General features: G+C 66.3%; 12 protein-coding genes, 1 tRNA gene and 1 other RNA gene. 11 read left to right on the top strand and 3 right to left on the bottom strand.

The window, feature by feature from the left end; all coding sequences use genetic code 11:
* Positions 1 to 184: 184 nt before the first annotated feature.
* Complete coding sequence (ompA, locus tag FOZ74_RS00180) at positions 185 to 844, top strand: outer membrane protein OmpA (RefSeq protein WP_146911110.1); 660 nt, start codon at positions 185 to 187, stop codon at positions 842 to 844.
* Between the two features lie 68 nt (positions 845 to 912).
* Here ompA and ffs read toward each other — a convergent pair.
* Positions 913 to 1009: signal recognition particle sRNA small type (ffs, locus tag FOZ74_RS00175), an RNA gene on the bottom strand.
* A 64-nt stretch (positions 1010 to 1073) separates the two neighbouring features.
* On the opposite strand from ffs, the gene dnaX reads away from it, so the two are divergent.
* The 3 genes from dnaX to recR all read left to right on the top strand — a co-directional run bounded on the left by dnaX (position 1074) and on the right by recR (position 4123).
* Positions 1074 to 2981 carry a DNA polymerase III subunit gamma/tau gene (dnaX, locus tag FOZ74_RS00170; RefSeq protein WP_146911109.1) on the top strand — a complete coding sequence of 636 codons (1908 nt, stop codon included), beginning with the start codon at positions 1074 to 1076 and terminating at the stop codon, positions 2979 to 2981.
* 202 nt (positions 2982 to 3183) lie between these two features.
* Complete coding sequence (locus tag FOZ74_RS00165; protein WP_146911108.1) at positions 3184 to 3516, top strand: YbaB/EbfC family nucleoid-associated protein; 333 nt, start codon at positions 3184 to 3186, stop codon at positions 3514 to 3516.
* A 16-nt stretch (positions 3517 to 3532) separates the two neighbouring features.
* Positions 3533 to 4123 carry a recombination mediator RecR gene (gene recR / locus FOZ74_RS00160; protein WP_146911107.1) on the top strand — a complete coding sequence of 197 codons (591 nt, stop codon included), beginning with the start codon at positions 3533 to 3535 and terminating at the stop codon, positions 4121 to 4123.
* On the opposite strand, the gene mutS is transcribed toward recR, so the two are convergent.
* Both mutS and FOZ74_RS00150 read right to left on the bottom strand, forming a co-directional pair.
* Positions 4120 to 6720, bottom strand: a complete 2601-nt coding sequence (gene mutS, locus FOZ74_RS00155; RefSeq protein ID WP_146911106.1) for a DNA mismatch repair protein MutS — start codon at positions 6718 to 6720, stop codon at positions 4120 to 4122. The two genes, recR and mutS, sit on opposite strands and share 4 nt — an antisense overlap.
* A gap of 76 nt (positions 6721 to 6796) precedes the next feature.
* Entirely contained in the window at positions 6797 to 7993 is a 1197-nt protein-coding gene (locus FOZ74_RS00150) for an amino acid aminotransferase (protein WP_146911105.1), read from the bottom strand.
* 100 nt (positions 7994 to 8093) lie between these two features.
* Here FOZ74_RS00150 and uvrB point away from each other — a divergent pair, with 100 nt between their 5' ends.
* The 7 genes from uvrB to FOZ74_RS00115 all read left to right on the top strand — a co-directional run bounded on the left by uvrB (position 8094) and on the right by FOZ74_RS00115 (position 14656).
* Positions 8094 to 10157: an excinuclease ABC subunit UvrB gene (uvrB, locus tag FOZ74_RS00145; RefSeq protein ID WP_146911104.1), complete on the top strand. Its 2064-nt coding sequence runs from the start codon at positions 8094 to 8096 to the stop codon at positions 10155 to 10157.
* 164 nt (positions 10158 to 10321) lie between these two features.
* Positions 10322 to 10855: a Fe-S cluster assembly transcriptional regulator IscR gene (gene iscR / locus FOZ74_RS00140; protein ID WP_146911103.1), complete on the top strand. Its 534-nt coding sequence runs from the start codon at positions 10322 to 10324 to the stop codon at positions 10853 to 10855.
* Positions 10856 to 10884: 29 nt separating this feature from the next.
* The gene (locus tag FOZ74_RS00135) at positions 10885 to 12102 is read left to right on the top strand and encodes an IscS subfamily cysteine desulfurase (RefSeq protein ID WP_146911102.1); all 1218 of its coding nucleotides are present in this window, start codon (positions 10885 to 10887) and stop codon (positions 12100 to 12102) included.
* A gap of 21 nt (positions 12103 to 12123) precedes the next feature.
* Positions 12124 to 12528, top strand: a complete 405-nt coding sequence (locus FOZ74_RS00130) for an iron-sulfur cluster assembly scaffold protein (protein ID WP_146911101.1) — start codon at positions 12124 to 12126, stop codon at positions 12526 to 12528.
* The gene (dnaQ, locus tag FOZ74_RS00125) at positions 12525 to 13265 is read left to right on the top strand and encodes a DNA polymerase III subunit epsilon (protein ID WP_146911100.1); all 741 of its coding nucleotides are present in this window, start codon (positions 12525 to 12527) and stop codon (positions 13263 to 13265) included. The genes FOZ74_RS00130 and dnaQ overlap by 4 nt, the downstream gene beginning before the upstream one ends.
* Before the next feature lie 25 nt (positions 13266 to 13290).
* Positions 13291 to 13365: transfer RNA gene (locus FOZ74_RS00120), tRNA-Val, on the top strand.
* Positions 13366 to 13636: 271 nt separating this feature from the next.
* The gene (locus tag FOZ74_RS00115; protein ID WP_146911099.1) at positions 13637 to 14656 is read left to right on the top strand and encodes an amino acid ABC transporter substrate-binding protein; all 1020 of its coding nucleotides are present in this window, start codon (positions 13637 to 13639) and stop codon (positions 14654 to 14656) included.
* Positions 14657 to 14695 lie beyond the last annotated feature (39 nt).

Here is a 14695-nt window from a genome sequence, read left to right as displayed (position 1 = left end):
GTTTGTTGCCATATGGCAACAGCTTGGCTCCCATCAGGGTGGCATGCACCGCCGGCGCGCACCGATTGCCACACTATTGGTAGCGCCTGTGGCACAATCTGATCAACGTTTTTAGTGCGGTTCACTGACGACGTCTTGTTTTCGCAGCGCGGCTGCGGTTTTTAAATTTCCCAAGAGGAGAACCATGAAAAAACTGAACCAAGTGGCAGTGCTGTTGGCCTCTGCCGTGCTGGCTGCTTCGGCCACTGCCCAGGTAAAAGCGGCCGATGGCGGCAAAACCATCGACAACTGGGTGAATGGCACGGGCGAGCTGGTCTGGAAGAACGGCACCAACGAACTGTGCTGGCGCGACGCGTCCTGGACGCCCGCCACCGCCGCCGAAGGCTGCGATGGCGCCCTGCAAAAGACCGCGGCTGCTCCGGCACCCGCCGCCGCACCCGCGCCCGCCGCTGCTCCGGCACCCGCCCCCGCACCCGCACCCGCCGTGGCCAGCAAGGTCACCTACGGCGCCGACGCCTTCTTCGACTTCGACAAGTCCGTGCTGAAGCCCGAAGGCAAGGCCAAGCTCGACGATCTGGTCTCCAAGATCAAGGGCATCAACCTCGAAGTCGTGGTCGCCGTCGGCCACACCGACTCGATCGGCACCAACGCCTACAACCAGAAGCTGTCGGTGCGCCGCGCCGAGTCCGTCAAGGCTTACCTGGTGTCCAAGGGCATCGAAAAGAACCGCATCTACACCGAAGGCAAGGGCGAAACCCAGCCCATCGCCTCCAACAAGACCAAGGAAGGTCGCGCCAAGAACCGCCGCGTCGAGATCGAAGTGGTCGGTACCCGCGCCAACTGAGCACTTGCAGTGCCATTCAAAAAGCCCCGCTTGCGGGGCTTTTTTTACGTCTGTCTAAAGGGGAAACGGGTGACGAGCCTTACCCCCGGCACTGGCTCCACAGTTGGGGCTGCTTGGTTCCCCACCTGACCCGATTGGCTGCTTCACCATGCGGGGAGGCCCGTCGCCTTGCATTGTAAGCGGCCCGGCGCATCGGCGAGCGCGCACTGGCCACATAGAATCCACCACCATGTCCTATCTCGTGCTCGCCCGCAAATACCGCCCCCGCAATTTTTCGCAGATGGTGGGGCAGGAGCACGTGGTCAAGGCGCTGGCCAATGCGCTGACCCAGCAGCGCCTGCACCACGCCTACTTGTTCACGGGCACGCGCGGCATAGGCAAGACGACGGTCTCGCGCATCCTGGCCAAGTCGCTCAATTGCGTGGGGGCGGACGGGCAGGGCGGCATCACCGCCACGCCCTGCGACGTCTGCCCGGCCTGCACGGCCATCGACGCGGGGCGCTTTGCCGATTACGTGGAACTCGATGCCGCCTCCAACCGCGGCGTGGACGAAGTGCAGGGCCTGCTGGAGCAGGCGGTGTACAAGCCGGTGCAGGGGCGCTTCAAGGTCTTCATGATCGACGAAGTGCACATGCTGACGAACACCGCGTTCAACGCGATGCTCAAGACGCTGGAGGAGCCGCCCGAATACCTCAAGTTCGTGCTGGCCACGACCGACCCGCAGAAGGTACCGGTGACGGTGCTCTCGCGCTGCCTGCAGTTCAACCTGCGCCCGATGGCGCCCGAAGTGATCGGGCAGCACCTTGCCCAGGTGCTTGCCGTCGAATCGATTGCCGCCGAGGCTCAGGCCTTGCGCTTGATCGCGCATGCAGCGCGCGGCTCCATGCGCGATGCGCTCAGCCTCACGGACCAGGCCATCGCCTTTGGTGGCGGCGCCTTGCAGGAAGAGGCGGTGCGCCAGATGCTGGGCAGCGCCGACCGGGCCCACGTGTTTGCGTTGGTCGACGCGCTTGTGCAGGGCGATGGCCAGCGCGTGGTGCAGACCACCGAAGCCCTGCGTGTGCAGGGCTTGTCTGCCGCCGCCACCCTGCAGGACATGGTGGCGGTGCTCCAGGGCGTGGCGACCGCCCAGGTGGCGCCCGACGCGGCGCTGCTGGCAGGCCAGAGCGAGCCGGATGCGACGGAGATGCTGCGCCTGGCGCAGGCCATGCCGGCCGACGAGGTGCAGTTGCTCTACAGCATCTGCCTGCACGGCATCGAGGAGCTTGGCCTCGCGCCCGATGAATACGCGGCGCTGACCATGGTGCTGCTCAGGCTGCTGGCCTTCAAGCCGGCGGCCGCCGGCGCGGAAAAAAAAAAGCTGAAGCCGGCTGAGGTTGTCGAAGCTTGCACACCCGAGGCGCCGTCGCCTTCACTCCAGCCCCCACGGACCAGGGCGTCCGAGCCGGCCGCGCATGCGGCACCGGCGCCGGCGCCGGAGCACACATCCTCTCCTTCGCCGGCGCCATCCTCTGCGCCGGCACCCACCCGGCCCGCGCCGCCCGTGCGCGACGCCGCGAGGGCGCCAGAAGCATCGCACGCCCCGGCACCGGGCGATCTGCGCCTGCCGGTGCGCGCACCCGAGGATTTGATGGAAAAACCGGCACAAACCCTTGTGCAGCCTGCGCAAGCCGCTACCCAAACCATGAGCGTCCCGGTGCGCGATTTGCCGCAGGGCGACGAGCCTGCCGCGGGGGCTGCGGGGCTCGCTCCCACGCCCGAGGGCGATGCCTGGCATGCGCTGGTGCAGCAACTCGTGGCGCAGCAGAAGATAGGCGCGCTGGTGCGCGAGCTGGCGCTGCAGTCGCAGCTCGTGGCGCGCGATGGCGGCCATTGGCATCTGCGGGTGGAAAACGCCTCGCTGAACCAGGCGACGACGCGCGAGCGCTTGCGTCAGGCGCTGCAGGAGGCGGGACAGGCGAGCCAGATCAGCGTCGAAGTCGGCACCGTGAGCGACAGCCCGGCGCGGCGCAAGGCGGCGGCCGAGGTGGCGCGCCAGCAGCGCGCCGAGGCCATCGTGCACGGCGATCCGCAGGTGCAGCGGCTGGTGCGCGAGTTCGGGGCGAGAATCGTCCCTGGCAGCATCAGGCTGGCATGAGTGAAGTCTGGCATCGAAGGTGGCGAAACGCGCCAGTGCGATGCGCTGGCGGTCTTGCTTTTCCGGCCGCTGGCCTCACCATCGCAGGCGGACAGCGCCATGTATCGCGCCGTGCATCGGCCGGGGCGCCGCAATGCGCATGCCGCCTGCCCCGGCGAGAAGAGCGCCCCGTAAACATTTTCAGGACCACAAGGAAACATTGATGTTCAACAAAGGACAGCTTGCCGGCCTCATGAAGCAGGCCCAGACCATGCAGGACAACCTCAAGAAGGCGCAGGACGAGCTCGAGCGCATCGAGGTGGAGGGCGAATCGGGTGCGGGCCTCGTGAAGGTGCTGATGACCTGCAAGCACGACGTCAAGCGCGTCACCATCGACCCCAGCCTGCTGGCCGAGGACAAGGACATGCTTGAAGACCTCGTGGCCGCGGCCTTCAATGCGGCCGTGCGCAAGGCCGAGGAGACCTCGCAGGAGAAGATGGGCAAGATCACCGCCGGCATGCCGGGCCTGCCCGGCGGCATGAAGTTCCCGTTCTGAGGCGGGGGCTGCGTCCGTGTCCGATGCTGGCAGCCTGCAGGCGCTGGTCCAGGCGCTGCGCCGCCTGCCCGGGGTGGGCGTGAAATCTGCCCAGCGCATGGCCTACCACCTGCTGCAGCACGACCGGCCGGGCGCGCAGGTGCTGGCGCAGGCGCTGCAGCAGGCCTGCGAGCACCTGGGCCACTGCGAGCGTTGCCATACCTTTTCCGAGCAGGCGCTGTGTGCCATCTGCCGCGACGGCGAGCGCGACGCCACCCGCCTGTGCGTGGTGGAAACCCCGGCCGATCAGGCCGCGATGGAGCGCACCGGCGCCTTCAGCGGCCTGTACTTCGTGCTCATGGGCAGGTTGTCGCCACTCGATGGCGTGGGGCCGGCCGACATCGGCATGCAGCAGCTGCTGCAACGCGCCGCCGACGGCGTGGTGCAGGAGGTGATTCTGGCCACCAGCTTCACCGCCGAAGGCGAGGCGACGGCGCATGCGCTCTCGCAGGCCTTGCGGCGCGCGGGCGTGCGCGTGACGCGGCTGGCGCGCGGCGTGCCCGTGGGCAGCGAACTCGAATATGTCGACCTGGGCACCATCGCCCACGCGCTGGCCGACCGGCGCTAAGGCCGGAGCAAGCCCTTGAGCTGGTACAGCGCATCCAGCGCCTCGCGCGGGCTGAGCTGGTCGGGATTGATCTGCGCCAGCGCCGCCTCGGCGGCGCTCGGGGTGGCTTGCGCCGGGGCGGGTGGGGCGGCGAACAGATCGACCTGCCTTTGCGCCTCCTGCGCGCGCGCCTCCAGCGCGTCCAGTGCGTGGCGCGCATGGTGCAGCACGCTGGCGGGCATGCCGGCCAGCCTGGCCACCTGGATGCCGTAGCTGCGGCTGGCCGGGCCGGGCTGGATCTCGTGCAGAAAGGCGATGTCCTGGCCGTTTTCCACCGCGCTCACATGCAGGTTGATGGCATGGCGCGCGCTGGCGGGCAGTTCGGTCAGTTCGAAGTAGTGCGTGGCAAACAGCGTGAAGGCACGGCTCTTGTCGTGCAGGTGGCTGGCGATGCTCGATGCCAGCGCCAGCCCGTCAAACGTGCTGGTGCCGCGGCCGATCTCGTCCATCAACACCAGGCTCTCGGGCGTGGCCGCATGCAGGATTTGCGCGGCTTCCACCATCTCCAGCATGAAGGTGGACTGCGCATTGGCCAGGTCGTCGGCCGCGCCGATGCGGGTGTGGATGGCGTCTATCGGCCCGAGGCGGCAGCTGCTGGCCGGCACATGGCTGCCCATGCTGGCCAGCAGCACGATGATGGCCACCTGGCGCATATAGGTGGATTTGCCGCCCATGTTGGGCCCGGTGATGATCTGCATGCGCTGCCTTGCATGCATGCGCGTGTGGTTGGGGATGAAGGCCCCGCTGGAGGCCTCGGCCAGGCGCGCCTCCACCACCGGGTGGCGGCCGGCCTCGATGTCGATGCAGGGTTCGTTGGCAAAGCTGGGCGCGCACCAGTTCAGCGTCAGCGAGCGTTCGGCCAGGCAGCAGAGCACGTCGAGTTGCGCCAGCGCCTGGGCGACGCGGGTGAGCCGCGGCACCTCGGGCTGCAGTCGGTCAAGCACTTGTTCGTACAGCCATTTTTCGCGCTGCAGTGCGCGCTCCTGGGCGGACAAGGCCTTGTCCTCGAAGGCTTTGAGTTCGGGGGTGATGAAGCGCTCGGCGTTCTTCAGCGTCTGGCGGCGGCGGTAGTCGCCCGGCACCTTGTCCAGATGGCTGGTGGTGACTTCGATGTAGAAGCCATGCACCTTGTTGAACTGCACGCGCAGGTTGGGGATGCCGCTGCGCTCTTTCTCACGCGCTTCCAGGTCGAGCAGAAAACCGTCGCAATTGCTCTGGATGGCGCGCAGCTCGTCCAGCTCGGCGTCAAAGCCGCTGGCGATCACGCCACCGTCGCGCACCAGGGCGGCGGGCTCGGACGCTATGGCCGATTGCAGCAAGGCAAGTGCCGTGGCAGGCGGTTGCAGCTGTGCAAAAATATCAGTCAAATAGGGCTCTGGCGCTTGTCCAGCAAGCGCCAAGGGCTCTGTTTTTTGTAGTGTTTGCGCCAAGGCCAGCAATTCACGCGGACGCACCTGCCGCAAGGCGATGCGGGCCGTGATGCGCTCTACATCGCTCACGCCCTTGAGCTGTTCGCGCAGCACCTGCCAGGCACCGCCGCGCAGCGCCTGGGTGGCGGCAAGGCGCTGGCGTGCGGCGCTGCGCTCGCGCTCGGGCTCCAGCAGCCAGGTGCGCAGCAGGCGGCTGCCCATGCCGGTCATGCAGCTGTCCAGCAGTGAAAGCAGGGTAGGGCTGCTTTCGCCGTGCAGGGTCTGCACCAGCTCCAGATTGCGCACCGTGCTGGCGGGCAGCGTGATCAGCGCGTCGTCGCGCTGCACCTGCACGCTGTGCAAATGGGTGAGCGCGCGCCCCTGGGTGTGCTCGGCATAGTGCAGCAGGGCGCTGGCGGCGGCATGGGCCTCGTGCAGGCTTTCCGCCTGCCAGGCGGCAAGGCTGGCGGCACCCAGGTGCTGGCACAGGCTGCGTTCGCCCAGGGGGCCGTCAAACTGCCAGTCCGGGCGCGGGCTGAGCGGGCAGGCCAGTGCGCCCTGGTGTTGCAGCTGCTGCAATTGCTGCTCAAAGCGCTGGGTGACGCCGGCGCTGTAGATCAATTCGCTGGGCGCGATGCGCGTGAGCCAGGCCGCGAGTTCATCGAGCGCGCATTCGGCCAGGAAGACCCGCCCCTGCGTCACCGACAGCCAGGCCAGGCCGCAGCGCGCGCGCTTGCCCTGGTGCAGTGCCAGCAGCAGCGCCTCGGCCTTGTCGCTGAGCAGTTCGCTGTCGGTGATGGTGCCGGGCGTGACCACGCGCACCACCTTGCGCTCCACCGGCCCCTTGGCCGCGGCCACGTCGCCCACCTGCTCGGCGATCGCCACCGATTCGCCCAGCTTGATGAGGCGCGAGAGGTAGTTTTCCAGCGCATGAAACGGCACGCCCGCCATCACCACCGGCTGGCCGGCCGACTGCCCGCGCTGCGTCAGCGTGATGTCCAGCAGCCGCGCGGCCTTTTCCGCGTCGGCGTAGAACAACTCGTAGAAATCGCCCATGCGGTAGAGCAGCAGCGTCTGGGGGTGCTCGGCCTTGAGCGCGAGGTACTGCGCCATGACGGGCGTATGCGGCGGGGAATCGGCTTTTTCCATGAACGACAGGCGGGCGAGGGTGTGCGGCGATGAAAAAACCGCCCGAAGGCGGTTTTCGGTTCGGCAGCGGCTGAGGTTACAGCACCGCCGCAATCGCCTTGGCCACGTAGCCGACGTTGTGCGTGTTCAGCGCGGCCACGCACATGCGCCCGCTGTCGGTGCCATAGACGCCGAATTCGCTTCTCAGGCGCACCATCTGATCCTTGGAGAGGCCCGAATAGCTGAACATCCCCGCCTGCGTGGTGATGAAGGACATGTCCTGCGTCACACCCGCGGCCGTCAGGCCCGCGACCAGCGCGTGGCGCATGCTCTGGATGCGGATGCGCATCTCGCCCAGCTCTTTTTCCCACAGTGCGCGCAGCTCGGTGTTTTGCAGCACGCTGGCGACGATGCTCGCGCCATGCGTGGGCGGGTTGGAATAGTTGGTGCGCACGGTGATCTTCAGTTGCGAGAGCACGCGCTCGGTCTCGCTCTTGTCCTGCGTGACGACCGAGACCGCGCCCACGCGCTCGCCGTACAGGCTGAAGCTCTTGGAAAACGAGGTCGAGACGAAGAAGCTCAGGCCCGAGGCGGTGAATTTTTCGATGGCGGTGGCGTCTTCCTTGATGCCCTGGCCAAAGCCCTGGTAGGCCATGTCCAGGAAGGCGACGAGCTGCTTTTCACGCACCAGGTCCACCACCCGGTCCCACTGCGCGGCCGTCAGGTCGTAGCCCGTCGGGTTGTGGCAGCAGGCGTGCAGCACCACCACGGTGCCGGGCGCGGCGGCGCGCAGGTCGGCCAGCATGCCGTCGAAGTCCACCTTGCGGCCGGCAGCGTCGTAATAGGTGTAGCTGCCCACCTCGAAGCCCGCGTTCTTGAAAATGGCGTTGTGGTTGGCCCAGGTGGGGTTGGAGACCAGTGCCTTGGCGCCGGGGTTGAGCTGGTGCAGGAAGTCCGCACCTATCTTCAGTCCGCCCGTGCCGCCCAGGCTTTGCACGGTGGCCACGCGCCCCGAGGTCACCACATCGGACTGCGCACCGAACACCAGGGCTTTCACCGCCGCGTCGTAGGCGGCAATCCCGTCCATCGGCAGGTAATTGCGCGCCTGGGGCGATTCCAGCATGGCCTGTTCCGCCAGGCGCACGCATTCGAGCAGGGGCAGCTTGCCTTCATCGGTAAGGTAGACCCCGACGCCCAGGTTGACCTTGTTCGGGTTGGCGTCCTGGGTGAACTGGTCGTTGAGGCCGAAGATCGGGTCGCGCGGTGCCATTTGCACGGCGGAAAACAAAGACATGATGCGTCCTGGGAGTTGAACAGGGTGGACACCGTCACCAGCTAGGATGGCGGAACAGCAAATTTTAACGAGCGCCCGCGCGCCGCCGTTGACCCACCGCATGCAAGACCTTGTCGCCCCTGCACCCGTCGCCCAGGGCGAATTCGTGCAGTTTCCCGATTCGCCCTTCCAGCTCTTCCAGCCCTATCCGCCCGCCGGCGACCAGCCCGAGGCGATAGACAAGCTGGTGGAGGGCGTGCGCGACGGCGAGGCCTTCCAGACGCTGCTGGGCGTGACCGGCTCGGGCAAGACCTTCACCATGGCCAACGTGATCGCGCGCCTGGGGCGCCCGGCGATGGTGTTTGCGCCGAACAAGACGCTGGCGGCGCAGCTGTATTCCGAATTCCGCGAGTTCTTCCCGAAGAACGCGGTGGAGTATTTCGTCAGCTACTACGACTACTACCAGCCCGAGGCCTACGTGCCCCAGCGCGACCTGTTCATCGAAAAGGACAGCGCAATCAACGAGCACATCGAGCAGATGCGCCTGTCCGCCACCAAAAGCCTGCTGGAGCGCCGCGACGTGGTCATCGTCGGCACCGTCTCGGCCATCTACGGCATCGGCAACCCCGAGAGCTACCACCGCATGGTGATGACCGTGCGCCAAGGCGACCCCATGGGCCAGCGCGACGTGATTGCCCAACTGGTGCGCATGCAGTACCAGCGAAGCGACATGGACTTCGCGCGCGGGCAGTTCCGCGTGCGCGGCGACACCATCGACGTCTTTCCGGCCGAGCACTCCGAGCTGGCGATCCGCATCGAACTGTTCGACGACGAGGTCGAGAGCCTGCAGCTTTTCGATCCGCTCACCGGCCAGGTGGCGCAGCGCATCCCGCGCTTTACCGTGTATCCGCGCAGCCACTACGTGACGCCGCGCGACGTGGTGCTGTCGGCGGTGGAAACCATCAAGCAGGAGCTTGTGGAGCGCGTGAAATTCTTTGTCGACCAGGGCAAGCTCGTGGAGGCGCAGCGCCTGGAGCAGCGCACGCGCTTCGACATCGAGATGCTCAGCGAAGTGGGGCACTGCAAGGGCATCGAGAACTACACCCGCCACCTCTCTGGCGCGGCACCGGGTGAGCCGCCGTCCACGCTCACCGACTACCTGCCGCGCGACACGGTGATGTTCCTCGACGAGAGCCACCAGATGATCGGGCAACTGAACGCCATGTACAACGGCGACCGCTCGCGCAAGACCACGCTGGTGGAATACGGCTTTCGCCTGCCGTCGGCGCTGGACAACCGGCCGCTCAAGTTCGAGGAATTCGAGCGGCGCATGCGCCAGGTGATCTTCGTCTCGGCCACGCCGGCGGATTACGAGAAAGAGCACTCGGGCCAGATCGTCGACCAGGTGGTGCGCCCCACGGGCCTGGTCGATCCCGAGATCGAGGTGCGTCCCGCAACCACCCAGGTGGACGACGTGCTGCAGGAAATCCGCCTGCGCGTGCAGGCGCACGAGCGGGTGCTGATCACCACTTTGACGAAGCGCATGGCCGAGCAGCTCACCGAATACCTGGCGGAAAACGGTGTGGCGGTGCGCTATCTGCACTCGGACGTCGATACCGTGGAGCGCGTGGAGATCATCCGCGACCTGCGCCTGGGGGCGTTTGACGTGCTCGTCGGCATCAACCTGCTGCGCGAGGGCCTGGATATTCCAGAGGTCTCGCTGGTGGCGATCCTGGACGCCGACAAGGAGGGCTTTCTGCGCGCCGAGCGCAGCCTGATCCAGACCATAGGGCGCGCGGCGCGCAACCTGCACGGCAAGGCAATTCTGTATGCCGACCGCATCACCGATTCGATGAAGAAGGCGATGGACGAGACCGAGCGCCGGCGCGCCAGGCAGACTGCCTACAACCAGGCCCGCGGCATCGAGCCGCGCGCCATCGTCAAGCAGGTGCGCGACCTGATCGATGGCGTCTACAGCGAAAAGGCCGGGCGCGATGCGCAAAAGGCGGCGCAAGCGCAGATGCAGCGCGCGCGCGTGGAAGACATGAGCCAGAAAGACCTGGCGCGCGAGATCAAGCGTCTGGAGCAGGCCATGTATGAGCACGCGCGCAATCTGGAGTTCGAGCAGGCGGCGCAGGCGCGCGACGAGCTGGCGCTACTGCGAGGCGCCTTGTTTGGCTCTTGATAAAAATCAAGTCCTGTGCAAATTACCCGATAAAAACACTAGAGATTAATGATATAGTCGTACAAATCAGTCGGGTAATGCGGGCATTCAGGCAGTCGCTCTGCCGCCTTCCCTCCCGGATTGCTGTTGGCTGTTTGTCTGGTGCTTTTTTACAGGAGCCGTTCATGCGCCTCACTACCAAGGGCCGTTTTGCCGTCACCGCCATGATCGATCTGGCCTTGCGCCAGAACAGTGGTCCGGTGACGCTGGCAGCGATCAGCCAGCGTCAGCAGATCTCGCTGTCCTATCTGGAACAGCTCTTTGGCAAGCTGCGCCGCCACGAACTGGTCGAATCCACACGCGGCCCTGGCGGCGGCTATACGCTGGCGCGCAAGGCGGGCTCCATTACCGTGGCCGACATCATCGTCTCGGTGGACGAACCTATCGACGCGACGCAGTGCGGTGGCAGCGAGAACTGCATGGGCGGCGGCAAATGCATGACGCACGACCTGTGGACCGCGCTGAATCAGCGCGTGGTCGAGTTCCTCGACTCGGTCACGCTGCAAAAGCTCGTCGACGAGCAACTGGCGCGCGGCATCCGCATCGAAGACCGCCCCGCCACGCGGCGGGCGATTTCCACCGTGCCGGTGGTCAAGCCCATCCGCGTCAACGCGCCCAATTCGGTGTTTGCACTGGGCAGCGCGGCGTTTGCCAAATAGCGGAGCAAGTTCGAGAATCAGCCGCATCCATGGCTGATTCTCTCCCCATCTATCTCGATTACGGCGCGACCACCCCGTGCGACACACGGGTGGTCGACGCCATGCTTCCCTGGCTGCGCACGCACTTTGGCAATCCGGCGTCCAGTTCCCACGCCTGGGGCTGGGAGGCGCAGGAAGCGGTGCAGCGCGCGCGCGAACAGGTGGCCGAGCTGATCGGCGCCGATGCACGCGAGATCGTCTGGACCAGTGGCGCGACCGAGTCGATCAACCTGGCGCTCAAGGGCGTGGCCGAGAGCTACCAGCACAAGGGCAGGCATTTCATCACGCTCAAGACCGAGCACAAGGCGGTGCTCGACACCATGCACGAGCTGCAGCAGCGCGGCTGCGAAGTCACCTGCCTGGACGTGCAGCCCGACGGCTTGCTCGACCTGCAGCGTCTTGCCGATGCGCTGCGCGAGGACACCGTGCTGGTCAGCGTGCTCTTCGTGAACAATGAAATCGGCGTGGTGCAGGACATTGCCGCGATCGGCGCCTTGTGCCGCGAGCGGGGCGTGCTGCTGCACGTGGACGCGGCCCAGGCCACGGGGCGGGTGGACATCGACCTCGCCAGCCTGCCGGTGGACTTGATGAGCATGACGGCGCACAAAACCTATGGTCCCAAGGGCGTGGGCGCGCTCTATGTGCGGCGCAAGCCCAGGGTGCGGCTGAATGCACAGATCCACGGTGGCGGGCATGAGCGCGGGCTGCGCTCGGGCACGCTGCCCACGCACCAGATTGTCGGCATGGGCGAGGCCTTTCGCATCGCGGGGCGCGAGATGCATGAGGACAACGAGCACGCGCAGGCATTCCAGCAGCGGCTGCTGGCGGGGCTGTTGCCGCTGGGTGAGATACTGGTCAATGGCAGCCTGCAGCGGCGCGTGCCGCAGAACCTGAACCTGAGCGTGCCTTGTGTCGAAGGCGAGGCCTTGATGAGCGCCATCCGCGGCGTGGCGCTGTCCTCGGGTTCGGCCTGCACCTCGGCCAGCGCCGAACCCAGCCATGTGCTGCGTGCGCTGGGGCGCAGCGACGAGCTTGCCCACAGCAGCCTGCGCATCACCACCGGACGCTTTACCACCGAGCGCGAGATCGATCAGGCCGTGCAGGCGATACGCGAAGCGGTGTCGCGCCTGCGGGAAATCAGCCCCTTGTGGGAGATGCACCAGCAGGGCGTGGATATCGAGGCACTGCAATGGGCGCCGGCGCCCTGAGCCGCCGCTAAACTCGCCGCAATGGCGTATTCGCAGCAGGTCACGGACCATTTCCAGAACCCGCGCAACTGCGGGTCGTTCGACGACGCCGAACCGGGGGTCGGCACGGCCATGGTAGGTTCGCCTCGGGCGGGCGAGGTGATACGGCTGCAGATTCGCGTGCATCCGGACGGGGCGCGCATCGAGGAGGCGCGCTTCAAGGCCTACGGCGCGGCGCCGGCCATTGCCGCCGCTTCCTTTGTCGCCCACTGGCTGGGTGGCAAGAGCCTGGAGCAAGCCCTGGCACTGGGCCACGCCGACGTGGCGCAGGCCCTGGGGCTGCAGCCGTCGCAACTGCACAGCGCCATCCTGGCCCAGGAGGCGGTTCGGGCCGCGGTGGCCGCATTGGCTGGCGGCCCGGCACAGAAGGAGGACAGCAAACCATGACGGGTACCGCGTTGCGGCAAATCGTGCTGGATACGGAAACCACCGGCCTGTCGGCCGAACAGGGCGACCGCGTCGTCGAGCTTGGCTGCGTGGAGCTGGTGGGGCGGCGCCTGACGGGCAACAACCTGCACCTGTACTTCAACCCCGAGCGCGAGAGCGAGGAGGGCGCGCTGCGCGTACATGGCCTGAGCAGTGAGTTCCTGCGCGACAAGCCGAAGTTCGCCGAATGCGCCGAGCAGATTTTTGACTATCTCAAGGGCGCGGAGCTCATCATCCACAACGCCGCCTTCGACATGGGCTTTCTGGAGATGGAATTCGCTCGCCTGAAGCGCCCTCCGCTGGCTGCGACCCTGGCAGGCGTGCTCGACACCCTGATGCTGGCGCGTGACCTCTACCCGGGCAAGCGCAACACGCTCGATGCGCTGTGCGACCGCCTGGAAGTGGACCGCTCTGGCCGGACCCTGCACGGCGCATTGCTGGATGCGGAGCTGCTGGCGAGCGTCTACATCCAGATGACGCGCGGCCAGGAATCGCTGCTGGTCGCCCCGGGTGCCGTGGACAGCCCGCAGGCGAGCGCTGCCGCGACACTGGATCTGAGCGGCTTCGATCTGCCGGTCCTGCTGGCCGACGTCCGCGAGCTCGCCGCTCACGAGGCCGTGCTGCTGGAGATCGACAAGACAAGCGCAGGCCGGGGGGTGTGGAAACCTGCTCGGAACGTGACGCAAGCTGTGCCATAATCTCGCTCTTCGCAAAATGCGATACGGGTGATTAGCTCAGCGGTAGAGCACTGCCTTCACACGGCAGGGGTCAGTGGTTCGATCCCACTATCACCCACCACGGACTACGCAGCGCCTTGGCATTAAAAGTGCCAAGGCGTTTTTTGTGGCTGCAGGGCCCGGGCGGTGGCCAATGGCCTTGCGAGGACGGCGCGGCAGCGGCCTGCCCAACCGTGCAAAGCTTGCAGCGACAAAACCGCGTGGCCGCTGCAAAAGCTAGGGTTTTCATGGCCGGACTTTGCCTTGACAGTGGCAAGCAAGGCCACCCACAATGCCCGTTCAGGGGTCCACCCAGCGATCCTGTCCCACAGCAACGATTTCAAGGAGACACAATGAACAAGGCACTGACTCTGCTGGCCGCGGGCGTGGCCCTGGCATTCGCCAGCACGGCCGCCCAGGCGGGGGACACCTACAACGCGGTCAAGAAGAAGGGGTTCGTGCAGTGCGGCATCAACCCGGGCCTGCCGGGGTTTTCGCTGGCCGACAGCAAGGGGGTCTGGAAGGGCCTGGACATCGACATGTGCCGCGCGATTGCGGCCACGGTCTTCGGTGACGCGTCCAAGTTCAAGGTGACGCCGCTGACCACGCAGCAGCGCTTCACCGCGCTGCAGTCGGGCGAGGTGGACGTGCTGACGCGCAACTCCACGGCCACCATCGCGCGCGACACCACCCTCGGGCTGATGAGCACTGGCACCAACTACTACGACAGCCAGGGCGTGATCGTCAAGAAGAGCCTGGGCGTGAAGAGTGCAAGCGAGCTCGATGGCGCGTCGGTCTGCGTGCTGCAGGGCACGACCACCGAGCTGAACCTGGCCGACTGGTTCCGCTCGCACAAGATCACCTACAAGCCGGTGGTGATCGAGACGTCCGAAGGGGGCTTTCGCACCTTCGAGGCCGGCCGCTGCGACGCCACCACCAGCGACAAGTCGCAACTGGCGGCGCTGCGCGCGTCCTCGTCCGCGCCCGACGACTTCGTCATCCTGCCGGAAGACTTCTCCAAGGAGCCGCTCGGCCCGATGGTGCGCCAGGGGGACGACGAATGGTTCATGGTGGTGCGCTGGACGCTCAACGCCATGCTGGAAGCCGAGGAGTACGGCATCACCTCCAAGAACGTCGAGCAGATGCTCAAGAGCGACAACCCCAATGTGCAGCGCATCCTGGGGGTGAACGGCGAGATGGGCAAGGGCCTGGGTGTGGACAACCGCTGGGCCTACAACATCGTCAAGCAGGTGGGCAATTACGGCGAATCCTTCGATCGCAACGTCGGCAAGGATTCCCCGCTCAAGCTTGACCGCGGCCTCAATGCCCAGTGGACCAAGGGCGGCGTGATGTACGCCTGGCCCATCCGCTGATCGCAGGCCTCTGAGCTGAAGACCGGGGTGCCGCGCAAC

Origin of the sequence: Comamonas flocculans (assembly GCF_007954405.1) — a bacterium.
Taxonomy (GTDB): Bacteria; Pseudomonadota; Gammaproteobacteria; order Burkholderiales; family Burkholderiaceae_C; genus Comamonas_C; species Comamonas_C flocculans.
Note: the sequence above shows the minus strand (reverse complement) of the source record. Positions and strands in the feature narration are given on the sequence as shown.

What these genes read in the sequence shown, in the direction of transcription:
- ompA (WP_146911110.1), top strand. Translation starts at nt 185, where the DNA reads ATGAAAAAACTGAACCAAGTGGCAGTGCTGTTGGCCTCTGCCGTGCTG.
- dnaX (WP_146911109.1), top strand. Translation starts at nt 1,074, where the DNA reads ATGTCCTATCTCGTGCTCGCCCGCAAATACCGCCCCCGCAATTTTTCG.
- FOZ74_RS00165 (WP_146911108.1), top strand. Translation starts at nt 3,184, where the DNA reads ATGTTCAACAAAGGACAGCTTGCCGGCCTCATGAAGCAGGCCCAGACC.
- mutS (WP_146911106.1), bottom strand. Translation starts at nt 6,720, where the DNA reads ATGGAAAAAGCCGATTCCCCGCCGCATACGCCCGTCATGGCGCAGTAC.
- FOZ74_RS00150 (WP_146911105.1), bottom strand. Translation starts at nt 7,993, where the DNA reads ATGTCTTTGTTTTCCGCCGTGCAAATGGCACCGCGCGACCCGATCTTC.
- uvrB (WP_146911104.1), top strand. Translation starts at nt 8,094, where the DNA reads ATGCAAGACCTTGTCGCCCCTGCACCCGTCGCCCAGGGCGAATTCGTG.
- iscR (WP_146911103.1), top strand. Translation starts at nt 10,322, where the DNA reads ATGCGCCTCACTACCAAGGGCCGTTTTGCCGTCACCGCCATGATCGAT.
- FOZ74_RS00135 (WP_146911102.1), top strand. Translation starts at nt 10,885, where the DNA reads ATGGCTGATTCTCTCCCCATCTATCTCGATTACGGCGCGACCACCCCG.
- FOZ74_RS00130 (WP_146911101.1), top strand. Translation starts at nt 12,124, where the DNA reads ATGGCGTATTCGCAGCAGGTCACGGACCATTTCCAGAACCCGCGCAAC.
- dnaQ (WP_146911100.1), top strand. Translation starts at nt 12,525, where the DNA reads ATGACGGGTACCGCGTTGCGGCAAATCGTGCTGGATACGGAAACCACC.
- FOZ74_RS00115 (WP_146911099.1), top strand. Translation starts at nt 13,637, where the DNA reads ATGAACAAGGCACTGACTCTGCTGGCCGCGGGCGTGGCCCTGGCATTC.